Genomic DNA, 15,264 nt, shown 5'->3' with positions numbered 1-15,264 from the left:
CCTACTACCCCTGCCCCGTCGCCGACGTGCGCGAGGTCGGCTCGTACCGGCTGCCTGAGGCGGCCTGGGAGAGGCTGCGCACCGGTCGTCGCGTGTACTACCGCGTCGCCTCGACCCGTACCCCGCCCGACGCTCCGGGCTGGAGGCCGCTCGACGTCTCGGTCCCGGACGACGTGGCGGAGCGGGCCCCTGGGTCGAGGTGGCCTCGGACCGGGACCCGCGCGTGCGGACGGTGGCTCCCGGCCGCACCCGGCGATACGACCGCGACGACCTCCTCTGGCGCCGGATGTGACCCTGGCGCCCCCGCCCCCTGCGTTCCCTCAGGTCACCGCTTCGAAGACCTTCACAGTCCGCGCCCTCGTGGGCCGGCGGCATCCCGAAGGTGGCGAGAGAACGGCACGGGCGGCGGACCGCGAGGACCGGGCAGGCCGCATCAGCCACCCGGCCCGGCGGTAGTGGGTACCGCTGGCGGGCAGCCGGTGCGGGCATCCCGCCGCCACCTTTCCTGACTTCCGGGAGTGGTCGAAAGCCATGGGAGTCGCCCGCTTCGGGGACCGGGCCGTGACGCCGGACGGGGGAAGTCCTCGTGACCGTACGCCGCGGATCCGAATGGCAGGTCTCACACGTGTGTGCCGGGGGCCCGAATGCGCTGATCTACATCACGGAACACGCGAGTTTCCGATTTCCGCGCTTCGGAGAACCCGTTGCCGAAGGAGGGAAACCTCTGCGCTTCGGGCACATCGGTCTGCGTTTTATGGACAGGCGGATTCCAGCTTTTGCACCGAACGGGTGCTCTCGGTCACGTCCACGAAAGGCCGTGTCGACTCGCGGCCGATGCGAGTTCCGGTCGATTCTCGTCTCAGCCCCGGGCCCTCCGAGGTGACCTGCCGACTTGAGCGGACAGGTACGCAACCGGCTTTCTCCCGAGCGGTGTCAGGACTCCGGGGACGAAGGCCTCTCCATGAGATGGGAAACCGTGCTCCATGAACAAGCGTCGGCCTGTAGCGGCCACACTTGCCGCGTTCGCCCTGGCCCTGTCCGGGGTCGCCCTCAGCGCTCCCGCCGCCCAGGCCGCCGAGTGCGGCAGCACTCTGGGGAACTGGGAGACGTTCGGGCTGACGGCGGTGTACGAGGGTCTCGTGCCGCCGCAGCCCGGCTCCGGCAGCGGGGCGGTGGTGACCGTGACCCTGGCCGGCCTCACCGCGACCGCGGTCGGGACCTTCTACCCGTCCTACCTCAACAGTGCCGTCTCGCCCGTCACCCTCAGCGGCACGACCCTGACGTGGGCCGGTCAGAACGGCGCGCAGATCCGGCTGGAGGCATTCCAGTGCAATCCCGGTGGGAGGGTGACCGACGCAGGCCTCAGCATCCTCGTGGACGGGCAGACGGTGGGCTTCGCCGGCATGAACCGGGTTCTCTGACCTCAGGGTCCCGTGCCCCTGCCGGCAGCCCCGCGAACCGACAGAGGACGCCGCCGGAAGGCGCTTCGCACTGATGGCGGGACAAGGACCGGCCCCCGTTCGGGCCTTGTCCCGCAGGAGGCTCCCGGTACGACGTGCCGGGAGCCTCGTCGTGTCCGGCGGTGCCCCCGTGAGCGGCACACCGGTTCGCCGGTGCCACGCGGGACGACCGCCCCGGAGCCGTGGACCCCGACGCGTCGTCGAAGACAGCCGGACTCCCCGACGCAGGTGCGGCCCGCTGGATCCACACGCATGTGGTCGACCGGCTTCCCGGCCGGTCGGCCGCCATCCGCGCGACCCCTGGACCGTGTGAGCCGCTCGTGCTCCTGTTCTGACGTGACGCGGAGGGTGAAGGCTCGTTGATGGGGCGTTCGGATAGGGCCGGACGAGGTCCGGGACGGGATGGCGAAAGGCTGGTTCGGCATGACCACGGGTGAGCCGGGCCCTCTCCACGTGATCAGCGTGGACGGGGTGGACGCGGCACATGACGTGCTGGGCCCTCTTCTGGGCATGACGGCTGTGCAGAACCCTCTGGGCGGTCGGCTGCGCATGCGCATGAGCGCGCTGCCCCTGGGGGACGGGGTCGTCCTGGGCACCGGCCAGGCCAGCCCCGGCTGCTCGTTCACGTGCCGGGCCACCGGCGCCGTCGGGGTGGAGATCCCCTTGCGCGGAGCGATGCGCTTCAACCAGGGTCCCCGTGAGCACATCGCCGCCGCCGGGCGTACCGCGGGCGTCCTCGCCCCCGGCCACGAGTTCCGCATGGAGCGTGGGACCGTTGATCTCGCCCGCGGGTTGATGGTCGGCCTCGATGCTCTGCGGATTCACCTCGAACAGCTTTTGGGCGCCCCCGTGCCCCGCTTCGTCGCCCTGGACGGGACCTTCGACATCGCCCGCGGTCCCGGGGCGACGTGGGCCGGCATCGTCGACATCGCGTGGAAGGACCTTCAGCGCGGCAGCGCGAGCCTGTACGCGCACCCGCTGATCCTGCCCCAGCTGCGCGACCATCTGCTCACCGGTCTGCTCCTGTCGGCGGGGCATCCCTGGCGTGCCCGGCTCGACGACATCCACGCGACAGGTCCGCGCCCCGCCTATGTGACCCGAGTCCTGGACGCGATGCACGACGCTCCCCTCCACCCCCACAGCACCGCCTCCCTCTCCCGCCCTGGCCGGAGTCGGCGCCCGCGCCCTCCAGCAGGCCTTCCAGCACCATCTCGGTACCACCCCCACCGCCTACCTGCGCCGCGTCCGTCTCCAGCACGCCCACCAGGAGCTCCGCGCGGCCGCGCCCGGTGCGGTGACCATCGCGGAGGTGGCCCGGCGCTGGGGCTTCACCCCACCTCGCTTCTCCGTGTACTACCGCGCCGCATACGGCAGACCGCCCTCCAAGACCCTCCGTGGCTGACCCGCCGGAACGCCGGTGGCAGGCCGGCGAGACCGAGGTCCGGCCCAGCATGAAATCGGCGCCGACCTGTGTCTTCGGCTGCCACGGCACCATGCCTCTGCTCCGGGCGCGCGGAACATTCCCCCACGCGCGCGTGCGGAAAACAGGAAACCAAGTGCGTTCTCCGGCAAGAGTTCAGGAACCTCGACTCATTGTCATTCACCTCTTGAAGTGTGGTTTCCCTTCTCCGTGAGACGATCGCCTCCTTTCTCGGAATGCCGATCTCCACAGAGCGTGTTGAGATTTTCCCACCACCGGCGACGGTGCTCCCTCCCCTCCTTGCCGGCACGTGGGGCACGGTGTTCCGCCCGGGCCCCGAGACCCTGGAAACGTGCGGGAGAATACGAAAAGAGGAAGCATGAGAAACATTCGAACGAGAATCATGGCCACCGTTTCGACGGTGCTTCTGACCGCAGGTGGACTTGTGATCGGTGCCGGCGGTCCGGCATCCGCCGCTTCCTGCGGCGGACAGCTCGCCGACTGGCAGGCTCTGAGCCTGACCGCGACGTATCTTCCCTCCGGCGGCAGCAGCGGCACGGCGAGTGCCCAACTCGTCGGCAGCACCATCACCACCCTGGGCGCGAGCGAGGCCAACGCCCTGGCGGCATCGTTCACCTTCGCCCCCGGCGTGATCCAGGCCACCTACCCGATCAACGACTACTCCGGGCAGGGCGCCACCAACCTCACCAACCCTGTGTGCGCCAACGGAGGAACGAAGGTCACCTCCGCCCTGCTCACGGTCGAGGACCTCGGTGCGGGCAGGATCACCAGCCAGGGCATGGTCAACCGGCTCCTCCCCCTGTTCTAGACCGTGCTCTGCGAGTAGCCGTCCCTCGGCCCGTCACTGGCTCCGGTTCCCCGTACGTCTGTCCACGGGGAACCGGAGCCAGGCCATGAACGGGGCCGGGGAACCATCCCAGCTCGCCTGATGCGCCTCTCAGCCCTTCCCGGCGCACCGAACGACCGCCGACCATGATCGGCTGACCCCAGCCGCCGGCCAGGGAGACGTACGGTCCGACGGACGATACCCGCGCCATGCGGACCCACCCGACCCGACGGGTGGGCAACGGGCGAAAGGGGGTCGCCCCGACCGCGAGCGGGGGAGGTCGGGCCGGGGACCCTCACCGCCACCGGTGACGCCCGCCCTCAAGGGGGTGGTCGGTGGAGTGGACGCCGCCGTGGTGGAAGGCGCTCTCCGAAGACCAGCTGTGCGAACTGGCCGCCCTCGTCCCGTCCCTGTGGATCGTCGGCCACTGCACCTCCCCCGCCCTGACAGAGGGGTCGACCGACCGTCTCCGCTTCCGCCAGCGAGACGCCGAGCCCGGCGAGTACGAGCGCCGTGTCGGCCAGTAACGCCTTACGTCAACGCTTCTGGGACGCAAAGGACTTCGTCCGGCGTCCTCTCGGGGTGAGAGCTCCGCGTCTCGGAGGGACCGCCTCCCTGAAGGCCACCACATGGTGGAGGGGGCGTACACCATCGGGGCCGTGGGCGGCAGTCAGAGCTTCACGCATATCGGCACGAGCACCACGGCGGGAGGGAGGACGGATGTCCTCGGCACTTCCCGCTCCGGGCCCTGGCCCGCAGCATCGATCCAGGCGCCACCGAGGGGAACCCGCCGTATCCGCTGGTTCCCCTTCATGCATGGCCCCACTACTCGACGAGGTGGGCGTAGACCACGACGTTTCCGTTGTACCGGCGTCGTTTCTCGTCATAGCCGCCGCCACAGGTGATCAGGCGGAGCTCGGGGCGAACGGCCGCGCCGTAGACGCGTTCGTCGGGGAAGGCGTCGGCATCGTGGACCTCGACCGAGTCGGCGAGGAAGGTGGCGGTGAGCCCGTCGTCACGGTCAACGAGGATGAGCGATCCGGCGGTGAGGGCTCCCAGGGCGTAGAAGACAGCGGGGCCGCGGGCGGTGTCGACGTGGCCGGCGATGATCGCGGTGCCGGTGGTGCCGGGAGGAGCGCCGTCGCGGTACCAGCCCGCCAGGGCGGGTTGGTCAGGAGGCGGTGAGGCGAGGCGGCCGTCGGCTTCGAGGGAGAGGCCGGTGAGCGGGGCATCGACCCCGATGGATGGAATCCGGACCCGAATGGGCACGGCGGCGGGCAGGGTGGGAGCCGGAGCCTCGGAGACGTCGGCCGCGTCCGGCAGTGCTGCGGACGCACGTGGACCGGTGGCCGAGGCGGCGGGGGCGGGCTGCGGTGGAGCCGCCTTCGGGTGCTGGGTCCCGATGAGCACGAGGACCGCGCAGGCGGCCAGCAGTGCCCACAGGGCGGGGAGGACCTGTCGGCCCTGTCCGGCAGGAGTGCGGTGCACGAGGGGTTCCCCTTTCACGGCAGCGCGGCAAGGACCGCCGGTCCGCGCGGCCCCGGGTAGGAGACGGGCGGACCGGCGGCCCGGTGTCGTGCCGGTCAGGGCCGGTCGGCGGCCTTGCGGCGGCGGAACACCAGAAGGACCGCTCCGGCCGCGGGGGGGCCCCCCCCCCCCCCCGGCGCCGGCGGGGGGGGCCCCCCCCCCCCCCCCCCCCCGCGGGCCGGCCCCCCCCCCCCGCCGCGCCCCCCCGCGGCCGTCTGGTCACCACCGACACCGCTCGTCCCGCCGAGGCCGGTGTGCATGGCACCGGAGGGCTGCTTCTTGGCGTCGGGGCAGACCCGGGCGGCCTCGGAGGCGGTGGAGTACATCTCGTTCTTCGCCTCCTCGACGGCTTCCCGCTGGGACCGGTCGGGGTGACCACCGTCGTTGATGATCTCCTGGTAGTCCTTCAGGAGCGCGTTGTACTCGGCCTCCGCCTTCTCCGCCGTCGCCGCTGCCGTGGCGCACGCAGCGGTCGTGCCCTGGGAGCCCATGGCGGTGTCCGCCACGGCCGCGGGGGCGCCGACCGAGAGGACGGCACCCGCAACCACGGCGGACACGGCGAGAGTTATCGATCGCATGACACAACCTCCCCAGGGAAGCGGGCGCGGCGCCCGTGCGCCGCCGGAAGTAGCGGAAATCCACTGCCCTGCGAACACGAGCAGAACCAACTCCCGCCTCCCGCGCACCTCGAACCGCCCCGCACAGGCCGGCCGGGCACCGGCGTGTCATGTAAAGAGAGTTGAAAACCACCAGCTCAACGAAGCCCGGGACCGAACGCGGACAGTGAAGATCCCGGCACCCACAAGAGTGAGTCGGCGCCGCACGGCGAAAAGGCCGCTACGGGGTCCGCGAAGCGAGCGCGGAATCGAGTGCTCCACCACGACGAGGTTCGCCCCCGCCGTGCGTTTCCAGGAAAGACCGGTGCGCATCGCGGATACCGGGGCAGGAAAATAAATCCGTTTCCCAAGGGATCGTTTCAAGCGATCGGCAGCATGGTCCCTCGCAGGGCCAAACGGTCACGAAGCCGGTGCGCACACAGCCGAGCGGGCCCTCATCTTCTTTGTCGAGATGCTTCGAGAGAGCGATCGGGAAAGGGCACCAAGTTGATCCGCCGCCCCGAGTAGGCGCATTCCGCTGAATCCCTGACGTGCTGCCAGTGCGATGCCGCTTTCCCTGTGCACAGAATCGTGCTGCGGGCTTCCTCGAGAATGGCCGACGGAAGACTCTCAAGTACGAGACGGAGCAAGCGTGAATCTTCGTTCGACTGCTCTGGCCGGCTGCACCTCGGCAGCCCTGGTCACAGCACTGGGAATCAGCACGACCGGCCTGGCTCCTGCGGCCATGGCGGCACCGTACGACCAGACCTTCACCACGCAGGGCGCCGGCAGTGTGCAGATTCCGGCCTCGGTGAACACCGTGACCATCACCGCGTGGGGCGCCGGTGGCGGCGGAGGTGCCTACACCCATGGCTGGGGCGGAGGCGGCGGCGCGGGTGCGGGCAGCGCGGTGAACTGCACCGTGCAGCTTCCCACTCGCACGACGCCGACCACACTCACCTTCACCATCGGCGGAGGCGGCGGCGGAACGGAAGACCGCGAAGGCGGCGCCGGAGGCGTCGGCGGCGGTCTCGGCGGTGTTCGAGGCGGCTTCGGCGGTGCTCCCGGAGACGGCGGCGGCGGTGGAGGCGGCGGAGCCACGACAGTGGGCAGCTCGGGCTCGCTGCTGTTGATCACCGCTCCCGGCGGTGGAGGCGGTGGCGGTTCCAGCCAGGCCGCATTCACGGCCTTCGGTGGCGCAGGTGGCTTGGGTGGCGGTCTCGGCGGCGGTCGCGGCGCCTTGACCAGCACTCTCCCAGAGGGCAACCCCGGCATGGCAGCTCTCGCCGGTGCCTGCGTCGCGGTGTCCGGCAGCGGCGTCACCGTCAACGCCCCCACCGTCCGGGGCCAGAACGGACAGCGAGCAGACAGCTTCACCGGCGGGACCGGCGGAGCCGGCCCGTCCGTTGGCGGCCAGGTCGCCGGATCCGGTGGCCACGGCGGGTCCACTTCCTGGAGCGGCGGCTCCGGGTCCGGCGCCAACGGCGGCAACGGCGCGGTCCGCATCCAGTACGGCAGCTGACCGCAGGCGGCACCCACACCTGCAGGACCGCGTCTCGTAAGGCTCGCGGCCCCCGAGCCGTCGGCCGCCCTTCCATATCCATCAGGAAAGGCAGCCGGCGGCTCCGTCATAGGTCTCTGACATGAAGTGTCGCGAGGAGAGGGCACCCGGCACATCAACAGCACGGACCGGCCGGAACAAAAGGGAGATCGCCCCCTTGTCTCACGCAAGGGGGCGATCTCCATGAGGCCTTCACCGGGTTCCGAAAACGGGCAATCGACCTCCCTTGAAGATCCTTCGAAGGGCAGCGCCCCGAGCCGGAAACGCCGAAACCTTCCGGGTAGCGCTTCGTTGACCCTCCATGATCGGCCGGGTGCCGGCCGGAGTGTCAAGGAGACCCCATGCGTATCGGAGCTATCGTCGGCGTGACGGCGGCCCTCGTCCTTCCCCTCGCTTCCCCCGCGTCCGCCGCGGTTCCTCCCGAGGACAGCATCGTCCTGCTCAAGGAATCGTTCACCGAGAAGTGTCTGGACAGCAACGGCGGCGGAAGCGTCTACACCGGCGGTTGCGACAGCGACAACGATTACCAGAAGTGGCAGTGGATTCCCCGGGGCTCGGGCAAGGTGATCCTGCGCGACGTCGCCACGGACCGCTGTCTCGACAGCGGCGGCAAGAGCGTCTACACCAGCAACTGCTCGGTGAACAACTTCCACTTGCAGTGGCTGTACCGGGAGAACGACAACGGCCACCTCGAACTGAAGAACGTCGCGACCGGCCTGTGTCTGCTGGCCAACATCGACTCGGAGGTCAAGACCGTCACGTGCAACGACTTGAACTACGACTGGGTACCGACAGTGGTCGCGGAGTAGCACACGGCAGAGCGTCCTGCCCGACGACCCGGCCACGGCAGCTGCCCGTGCATTCGTAGCCGTACGATTCCGCATCCGACCGAGGGAGCCGGGTAGCTACGGAAGCGGACCATCCGCCCCCCTCCTGCCGATTGTTCTTCTTGCGGAGGTCGCGGGAGGGGCGCTGGTGGCCGAGGGCGAGCCGGAACAGACGGAGTTCGGCGCCTCCCGTGGTCACCGGTCCATGAACTCGTAGCGGTTCAGGCGCGAGCGGGCCTTGGCCTCGGTGATGCCGAGCCCCTCGGCGACGGCCTCGTCCGGGACGTCCTCGAAGGCGATGCGGCGGGCGGCGTACGGGCCGATCGACGAGGCCATGGCCTCCAGTTCGCCCACCACCCGCAGCGCGGCGAGCGGGTCCTCGTCGTCGATCTCGGACAGGCGCTCGCGCAGCCGGCTCAGCAGGCCGGTCACGTCCTCGGGCAGCGGGATCATGCGGGCCGCGACCTCGTCCATGTGCCGCTCCCAGTCCCCCTCCGGACCGGAGGTGTCGTACTCCTCGGGATGACGGCGGTCGACCAGTTCCCAGTCGATCGGATAGTCGGTCTCGCCGCGCCACCCGCAGGCGCACTTCCCGCGCATCCGGGCCGCCACGGGCGCCCGCAGGGTGCCGTCGTAGACCGGCCAGGCGGTGGACTCGTGGACGTGTCCGCCGCTGCCGGTGTCGAAGAACACCGGGCCTGGCTCGCTCCCGTCCTCCAGCAGGACCCCGACCGCTCCCACGTGGCCGTCCGCCCCGTACCGCTCCCACATACCGCTCCCCTTCCGCACCGGTTCCGACGAAGCAGACCGCCTTCGGGTACGCCGCGTCCTACGATGCCGAGGAGCGGGAGTCCCGCGCAGCAGAACGCGGCATATTCCACAGGCGAAGGGAGCGCGCGCGGGTGACGCGCGCCGCCCGGGCCGTCGGCCGGCCCGCGTCGCGGGCGGGCGAGGTGACACATTTCCGCAGCTCGGTGGCCTCGGCCGGGCGGAGGAGGGTGGGGTGGGAGGGGAGCCGCCGGCCGAACGGGCGGCGGCCGGGGCCGGATCGACCGGCGTGTCGGCAGGGGGCCCTCCGCCTTCCCTCTCAGGGAAGTAAGCGGAATTTATGCTTCCGTAACATAAAAAAGATTTACCTATATAGGATCTTGCATTGAACGTTCCTTGACCCGGCAACGAAACCATTCCCGAGGAGCCTGCCTTGTCCATGAATTCGTCCGACGTCACGGTCACGGCTCAGCGTCCGACTCTTCCCCCGGTCGAGGTCCACAAGGCCGCCGCGGATCAGGTGCTCCTGACCGGCGCGACCAGGACGGGGAACGACCGTTTCACGGTCGCCGCGCTCTGGCCTGGCGACCACCCGCTCTACCATCCCGATCCGCGCGGCTTCGGCGACCCGACCTTCGTGGTGGAGTCGGTGCGCCAAGCCGCCATCCACCTCAGCCACCGCTTCCACGGCATGGACCACTCGGGCGACCGGGTGATGGTGATGAACCGCATCGAGGCCGACGTGGCGCCCCCGGGCCTGCCGCACGCGGGCGAGCGGGCGCTCCCGGTGGTCATGGAGATCACCAGCACCCGGACGGAGAGCCGTCCGTCCCGCGTCGACATGGCGCTGGAGGCCGAGATCCACGTCGAGGGCGTGCGCCACGCGCGGGCCTCGGTGCGCTGGATCGCCCTTCCGGCGCGGCAGTACGCGGTGCTGCGCCGCCGCAACGGCGCGGCGGGAGAAGCCGGTTCCCCCCTGCTCGGTGCAGGGCCCGGCAGGAAACTCGCCCCGGAGGAGGTCGGGCGGCGGCACGCGCGCGACGTGCTGCTGGCCGCGGCGGACGGGCTTCCGGCGAACTCCTGGCTGCTGACCATGGACCGGTCGCACCCGGTCCTCTTCGACCACGAGTCGGACCACATACAGGGGATGGTGCTGCTCGAAGCCCTGCTCCAGGCGGCACGCGTGACGCGCCGCCGGTCGTCGGGGACGGCCGGCCACCGGGACGCGAACGTCTCCTCCCCCCGTTTCGCCGTGGACTACACGCAGTTCGGCGAGTTCGACCGGCCGGTGGTCGTCACCGCCGTGCGCGGCACGGGCCCCGAGGAGGGGCTCGTCCTCACCGCCGCCCAGGGAGACCGCACGCTGGTCCGCGCCGTGCTCGCGGACGACGAGTTCCAGGAGGCGCTGCCGTGCTGAACGCCGCACCGTCCGCACAAGTACCCCAGGGGCGAAGGGAGTCGCCGCTCGACCCGGCGGCGGTCGCGCCGATCGCCGCCCGCCTGGCCGCCCGCGTCGAGGAGGAGCGCCGGCTGACGGCCGAGATCGCCGGGGCGCTGTCCCGGGCGGGCTTCGCACGGCACTTCGTGCCCGAGCGCTGGGGCGGCGGCGCGGGCACCTTCGGCCACCTCCTGGACGCCTCGGCCGAACTGGCCGAGACCTGCGCCTCCACCGCCTGGTGCGCCACCCTGTTCGCCGCGCACGGACGGCTGGCCGCGTACCTGCCCGAGGAGGGCCGGCGCGACCTCTGGGGCGCGTCGCCGGACGTCCGCGTCGCGGCCGCGGTGGTGCCGCCGAGCGGCAGCGCGGTCGCCGTGGACCACGGCTGGCGGCTCGACGGAAGCTGGGGGTACGCGAGCGGGGTGGCCCACGCGGACTGGGTGCTGCTCGGCAGCTGGACCCCGGGAGCCGTGGAGGGCACGCGGGACCACCGGGTCTTCGCGGTCCCGCGCGCCGACGTGGAGGTGCGGCACACCTGGCGGTCCCTGGGGCTGCGGGGCACCGGCAGCGACACGGTCGCCGTGGACGGGGTGTTCGTGCCCGCGCACCGCTCCTTCACCGTCGCCGATCTGGCGGCGCCGCTTCCCGGCGCGGCCCGCTGCCACGGCGTGCCGTACCCGATGGTGGCAGCCCTGATGTTCGCGGCGCCCGCGCTCGGCGCGGCCCGTGCCGCCCGGTCGGCCTGGATCGCCCGGGTGCCGGGCTCCTCCCCCCGGCGCCTCCGCGCGTTCGCCGCCGCCTCGTCGGAGATCCACGCCGCCGGGCTCCTCCTGGCCGACGTGGCCCGCAGGGCGGACGGAGCGGAGCCGGTGACGCCGCTGGCCGCGGCGGAGTGCCGGCGCGACGCGACGGCCGCGGCGGCGCTGTGCGCGCGGGCCGTCGACGGGCTCTTCCGGGCCGCCGGGGCGGGCGGCCTCATGGACGACCACCCGCTGCGGCGCCCCTGGCAGGACGTCCTCGCCGTCACGGCCCACGCGGCCCTCGACCCGGAGGCGGCGGCCGAGGACTACGCCCGCCTGGCCCTGGGCAGCCCCGCGTGACGGCCCCGGCCGAACCGGGCGCGCCCGCCGGGCTTTCCGCGTCCGCGTCCACCGGCCCTTCCGCGTCCGCCGTGCTCCCCGCGTCCGGTGGCGGCGGGCGCGCGGTGGCGTTCTTCGACGTGGACGAGACGCTGATCCCGGCCAAGAGCATGGTCGCCTTCTGGAGGTGGTGGGCGGCCCGGGAACCCGGGCTGCTGCCGTCGATCGACGCACTGCTCGCGAGGGGCCGCGAGGAGGGCCGGCGCGCCGAGGTGAACCGGGAGTACTACCGGGCCTTCGCCGGGATTCCCGTCGCGGAGTTCCTGGCCGCCGGCCGCCGGTGGTACGCGGAGTACCGCACCGGACCGGACGCGTTCGTCACCGCCGCCCTGGCCGCCCTGCACGAGCACCGCGCCGCCGGCCACGCCGTGGTGCTGGTCTCCGGGTCGCACCGGGCGTGCCTGGAGCAACTGGCCGGGGAACTGGGCGCGGAGCGGCTGCTGTGCACCGAGCAGGACGTCGGCCCGGACGGGCGCCTCACCGGCGGCGTCGTCCGGCCGATGATCGGCGAGGCGAAGGTCGCGGCCGTGCGCGCGTTCCTGGCGCGGAGCGGGATCCCGGCCCGGGAGTGCTTCGCCTACGGCGACCACTCCAGCGACCTCCCCCTGCTGACCGGGGTGGGCCGGGCCGGGGTCGTCGGCGAGGATCCCGTCCTGCTGGAGCACGCCGAACGGCTCGGCTGGAGGCGCCTGTCGGCTCGTACGGGCCCCTGGCTCCCGGGCGGGGACTGACGCCCGGCCCCGGTCCGGACACGGGTGGTCAGGCGTCGACAACAGGCTGTGTTCGATCTTACATTCGAGCTGAGAGCCCGTGTCGTCGTCATCGATGGGTTACGCTCGCTCGGTCCGCGCACGAGGGGGGATCAGATGGTGAACCGACATGCCGCGTCCTGCGGAACGAAGGAGTTCACCGCCCCACGGTCACGCCGGCCGGCCGCCTTCGACCTGGACGAACTCTTCGCGGCGGCGCAGCTCCAGCGCGCCGAGCCGAGCTCCCTCTCCCCCTGCTTCGTCCCCGCCTACCAGCGGCTCGCCGAGGCGCTCACCGAGGAGGCCGCGCTGACGCCGGCCGGGGTGGAGGTCGCCCGCCGGCGGCTCGTGTCCGCCCTCGGCAACCAGATCAAGGTCCGCGAGCTGGTCGAGGCCCACGCCGTCGACCCCGAACTCTACGGCGACGACGCGGTGTTCGTCCTGGGGCTGCCGGGCACCGGCCTCTACCGGCTCCAGCGCCTGCTGAACCAGCACTCGGCGTTCAACATCCCCTCCCTGTGGGAGATCCTCTCCCCCTCCGCGGAGTGGCACCCCTGGCAGGCGGCGGGCGCCTCCGACGACCCCTTCGAGCGCGCGCTCTGGTCGCACCTGGGCCAGCGCGACGGGTTCAGGCCGCCCGACCTCGGCGCCCCCTACGGGGACCACCTGCTCCTGACGTACGCGTTCCACACCTTCTCCGCCGCGCTGGAGTACCGGATCCCGTCCTACTCGCGCTGGCTCCACGCCCAGGACACCACCACCGCCTACGAGTTCCACCGCTACGCGCTCGCGGTGATCCTGCAGCGGGTGAGCGGCGGCACGCCGCTCCTCGTCAACGAGTTCCACTCGCTCCAGCTGCCCTCGCTCTTCGCCTCGTACCCGACCGCCCGGGTCATCAGGGTGCACCGCGACCCCCTGGAGTCCCTCTCCAACGTGGTCGGGGTCAGCACGACCCGGCGCCGCGCCTGGTCGACGCGGGTGGACCCGGTCGAGGCGACGTCCGAGTGGGCCGGACAGCTGGGCGCCGCGATGACCGTGCCGAGCTGGTCCGACCCGGCGCCGCCCGGGGCGGCGGTCCTGGACGTCACCCACGCCGAGGTGGTGCAGACGCCGCTGCTGACCGTTCGCCGCATCTGCGAGTTCGCGGGGGTCCCCCTGCCCGGCGGGATAGAACGCCGGGTCCTGGAGCAGGTCAGCCAGTTCGAGGGGACGCTGGAGGAAAGCCACTTCGCCCGCCCCGACGAGACGACGCTCCCCGAGGACTTCCGCGCCCTGCGGGCCGCGTACTGTCGGCGGTGGGGTCTTCCCTCCTGTTGACCGGTGGCGGAGGGGGGCGATCGCGCCGTTCTCCGAGATCGGCATATTCTTGCGCGGAGAAAACATTAATACATGACTCTGCATCTGTTAAGGTCGCGTTACGGGGGTTGCATACCGTCGTGTGATTCTCGTGCCGCCGAGGCGGGGTGAGGCTGGAGGGTTGAGCCATGGTGCGGACGTCCCGCGGAAACAGGTCGGCGTCGGACGGCGACACGGAGTCGGACACCGGTCCCACGGCGGACCGCGGCGCCACGCAGGACCCCACCCTCGACGTCTGGTGGCAGCTCTCGCGGCTCTCCGGATACGTCTCGCAGATCCTGGAGCGCAAGCTCATGCGCTCCCACGGCATCGGGCTCACCGACTTCATCGCCCTGAGCACGATCCGGCAGGCCGCCCCCAAGGCGCTCCAGATGCAGGAGCTCGCCGACGAGATGGGCGTCAACCAGTCGACGCTGAGCCGGGTCGCGACCCGGCTGGAGCGCAGCGAGCTGGTCGAGCGCGGACACAGCGAGCACGACCGGCGCTGCATCGTCATCCGGCTCACCGACGCCGGTCACCGGGAGCTGGAGCACTACACCGAGACCTTCAGCCGCGAGCTCCACACGGCCTTCGAGATGGCGGCGCTCTCGCCCGCCCTCTCCCCGCTCCTCACCCGCATCCTGCCGGAGCGGTAGGCCCCGCCCCGGCGGACGGGACCCCGTCCACCGGGACCGGCCGCGCGGCCCGCAAGGGTCAGAAGAGCAGTACGACCTTGCCGCTCAGGCCGCCCGCCTCGAAGCGCTCGTGCGCGGCGCGCACCTCCGTCACCGGGTGGTACTCGGCCACCCGCACCCGCAGCCGGCCGGCGTCCACCAGCTCCACGAGGGCGGCGAGGTCCTTGGCGCTCTCCTGGACGTAGCTCTTGGTGGCACCCGGCACGTCCGGCAGCGGGTCGTCGGAGACGGAGACGTAGCCGCCGCCCTCGACGAGCGCCGCGGTGACGTCCACGCCCGCCGTGTCGAACACCGCGTCGTACGCCCGCTCGGGCAGGTCGGTCACCAGGTCCGTGACCGTACCGGCGCCCAGCTCCCGTACCGGCTCGACGTGTTCCGGCCGGGAGACCAGGCCGTCGACCTCCACTCCGGACTGCCGGGCGAGCTGGACGGCGAGGCCGCCCACCGCGCCCGCGGCGCCCGTGACGAGCAGGCGGTCGCCCGGCTTGAGCCGCAGCTTGTCGAGCGCCTGTACGGCGGTGGTCCCGGCGAGCGGGAGCGTGGCGGCCTCCACCAGCGACAGGCTCTTCGGCGCGCGGGTCACCAGGTGCTCGGGAAGGGCGACAAGCTCGGCCCAGGTGCCGCGCCCGGTGGCGACCTGCGCCGACATCGCGATGACCCGGTCGCCCACGGCGAACTCCGGGGACCCGCTGGCGACGACGACGCCCGCCAGGTCCCAGCCCAGGGTCGCCGGGAGCACGGGGCCCACGTCCCAGGCCCGGGTCTTCCAGTCGACCGGGTTGAGGGTGCTCGCGACGGTGCGCACCAGGACCTGGCCCTCACCGCACTGCGGGTCCGGGACCTCCCGGACGACGAGGGCCTCGGGTCCGCCGTGGACATCGATCTGTACCGCACGCATGACA

At 71.9% G+C, this 15,264-nt stretch carries 14 protein-coding genes and 1 pseudogene; 12 read left to right on the top strand and 3 right to left on the bottom strand.

The window, feature by feature from the left end; translation table 11 throughout:
* The first annotated feature begins 983 nt into the window (after positions 1 to 983).
* The 5 genes and pseudogenes from ACIQVI_RS05070 (at position 984) to ACIQVI_RS05050 (ending at position 4,254) form a co-directional block, all read left to right on the top strand.
* Entirely contained in the window at positions 984 to 1,421 is a 438-nt protein-coding gene (locus tag ACIQVI_RS05070; protein WP_403591186.1) for a hypothetical protein, read from the top strand.
* A 441-nt stretch (positions 1,422 to 1,862) separates the two neighbouring features.
* Positions 1,863 to 2,474, top strand: a pseudogene (locus tag ACIQVI_RS05065) (hypothetical protein); the annotation flags it as partial.
* Between the two features lie 148 nt (positions 2,475 to 2,622).
* Positions 2,623 to 2,862 carry a helix-turn-helix domain-containing protein gene (locus ACIQVI_RS05060; RefSeq protein WP_403592267.1) on the top strand — a complete coding sequence of 80 codons (240 nt, stop codon included), beginning with the start codon at positions 2,623 to 2,625 and terminating at the stop codon, positions 2,860 to 2,862.
* A 463-nt stretch (positions 2,863 to 3,325) separates the two neighbouring features.
* Positions 3,326 to 3,709, top strand: coding sequence for a hypothetical protein (locus ACIQVI_RS05055; protein WP_403591183.1), 384 nt, complete (start codon positions 3,326 to 3,328; stop codon positions 3,707 to 3,709).
* Positions 3,710 to 4,062: 353 nt separating this feature from the next.
* Positions 4,063 to 4,254 (top strand): hypothetical protein, encoded by a 192-nt coding sequence (locus ACIQVI_RS05050; protein ID WP_403591180.1) that lies wholly within the window; start codon positions 4,063 to 4,065, stop codon positions 4,252 to 4,254.
* A gap of 298 nt (positions 4,255 to 4,552) precedes the next feature.
* Here ACIQVI_RS05050 and ACIQVI_RS05045 read toward each other — a convergent pair whose 3' ends face one another.
* Positions 4,553 to 5,215, bottom strand: coding sequence for a class F sortase (locus tag ACIQVI_RS05045; RefSeq protein ID WP_403591177.1), 663 nt, complete (start codon positions 5,213 to 5,215; stop codon positions 4,553 to 4,555).
* Between the two features lie 1,287 nt (positions 5,216 to 6,502).
* Here ACIQVI_RS05045 and ACIQVI_RS05040 point away from each other — a divergent pair.
* Together ACIQVI_RS05040 and ACIQVI_RS05035 are read left to right on the top strand one after the other, a co-directional pair.
* Positions 6,503 to 7,372, top strand: a complete 870-nt coding sequence (locus tag ACIQVI_RS05040; protein WP_403591174.1) for a hypothetical protein — start codon at positions 6,503 to 6,505, stop codon at positions 7,370 to 7,372.
* 380 nt (positions 7,373 to 7,752) lie between these two features.
* The gene (locus ACIQVI_RS05035) at positions 7,753 to 8,220 is read left to right on the top strand and encodes an RICIN domain-containing protein (RefSeq protein WP_403591171.1); all 468 of its coding nucleotides are present in this window, start codon (positions 7,753 to 7,755) and stop codon (positions 8,218 to 8,220) included.
* A gap of 213 nt (positions 8,221 to 8,433) precedes the next feature.
* On the opposite strand, the gene ACIQVI_RS05030 is transcribed toward ACIQVI_RS05035, so the two are convergent.
* Positions 8,434 to 9,009: a hypothetical protein gene (locus ACIQVI_RS05030; protein ID WP_403591168.1), complete on the bottom strand. Its 576-nt coding sequence runs from the start codon at positions 9,007 to 9,009 to the stop codon at positions 8,434 to 8,436.
* Between the two features lie 436 nt (positions 9,010 to 9,445).
* On the opposite strand from ACIQVI_RS05030, the gene ACIQVI_RS05025 reads away from it, so the two are divergent.
* The 5 genes from ACIQVI_RS05025 to ACIQVI_RS05005 all read left to right on the top strand — a co-directional run bounded on the left by ACIQVI_RS05025 (position 9,446) and on the right by ACIQVI_RS05005 (position 14,323).
* On the top strand, positions 9,446 to 10,423 hold the full coding sequence (locus ACIQVI_RS05025; protein ID WP_403591165.1) for a ScbA/BarX family gamma-butyrolactone biosynthesis protein: 978 nt from the start codon (positions 9,446 to 9,448) through the stop codon (positions 10,421 to 10,423).
* On the top strand, positions 10,417 to 11,544 hold the full coding sequence (locus tag ACIQVI_RS05020; RefSeq protein WP_403591162.1) for an oxidoreductase: 1,128 nt from the start codon (positions 10,417 to 10,419) through the stop codon (positions 11,542 to 11,544). Before ACIQVI_RS05025 ends, ACIQVI_RS05020 begins: the two co-directional genes overlap by 7 nt.
* A gap of 71 nt (positions 11,545 to 11,615) precedes the next feature.
* A complete protein-coding gene (locus ACIQVI_RS05015) occupies positions 11,616 to 12,314 on the top strand; it encodes an HAD family hydrolase (protein WP_403591159.1) in 699 nt (232 codons plus the stop codon).
* Positions 12,315 to 12,449: 135 nt separating this feature from the next.
* Complete coding sequence (locus ACIQVI_RS05010) at positions 12,450 to 13,649, top strand: sulfotransferase (RefSeq protein WP_351974196.1); 1,200 nt, start codon at positions 12,450 to 12,452, stop codon at positions 13,647 to 13,649.
* A 167-nt stretch (positions 13,650 to 13,816) separates the two neighbouring features.
* Positions 13,817 to 14,323: a MarR family transcriptional regulator gene (locus ACIQVI_RS05005; protein WP_351974195.1), complete on the top strand. Its 507-nt coding sequence runs from the start codon at positions 13,817 to 13,819 to the stop codon at positions 14,321 to 14,323.
* 58 nt (positions 14,324 to 14,381) lie between these two features.
* On the opposite strand, the gene ACIQVI_RS05000 is transcribed toward ACIQVI_RS05005, so the two are convergent.
* Entirely contained in the window at positions 14,382 to 15,260 is an 879-nt protein-coding gene (locus tag ACIQVI_RS05000; protein ID WP_403591155.1) for an NADP-dependent oxidoreductase, read from the bottom strand.
* Positions 15,261 to 15,264: the final 4 nt, after the last annotated feature.

The sequence above is a fragment of the Streptomyces sp. NPDC098101 genome, from assembly GCF_044760185.1.
Classification (GTDB): Bacteria; Actinomycetota; Actinomycetes; order Streptomycetales; family Streptomycetaceae; genus Streptomyces.
Note: the sequence above shows the minus strand (reverse complement) of the source record. Positions and strands in the feature narration are given on the sequence as shown.

Coding starts and splice junctions, on each gene's coding strand:
- ACIQVI_RS05035 (WP_403591171.1), top strand. CDS start 7,753: ATGCGTATCGGAGCTATCGTCGGCGTGACGGCGGCCCTCGTCCTTCCC.
- ACIQVI_RS05010 (WP_351974196.1), top strand. CDS start 12,450: ATGGTGAACCGACATGCCGCGTCCTGCGGAACGAAGGAGTTCACCGCC.
- ACIQVI_RS05000 (WP_403591155.1), bottom strand. CDS start 15,260: ATGCGTGCGGTACAGATCGATGTCCACGGCGGACCCGAGGCCCTCGTC.
- ACIQVI_RS05005 (WP_351974195.1), top strand. CDS start 13,817: ATGGTGCGGACGTCCCGCGGAAACAGGTCGGCGTCGGACGGCGACACG.
- ACIQVI_RS05070 (WP_403591186.1), top strand. CDS start 984: ATGAACAAGCGTCGGCCTGTAGCGGCCACACTTGCCGCGTTCGCCCTG.
- ACIQVI_RS05030 (WP_403591168.1), bottom strand. CDS start 9,009: ATGTGGGAGCGGTACGGGGCGGACGGCCACGTGGGAGCGGTCGGGGTC.
- ACIQVI_RS05025 (WP_403591165.1), top strand. CDS start 9,446: ATGAATTCGTCCGACGTCACGGTCACGGCTCAGCGTCCGACTCTTCCC.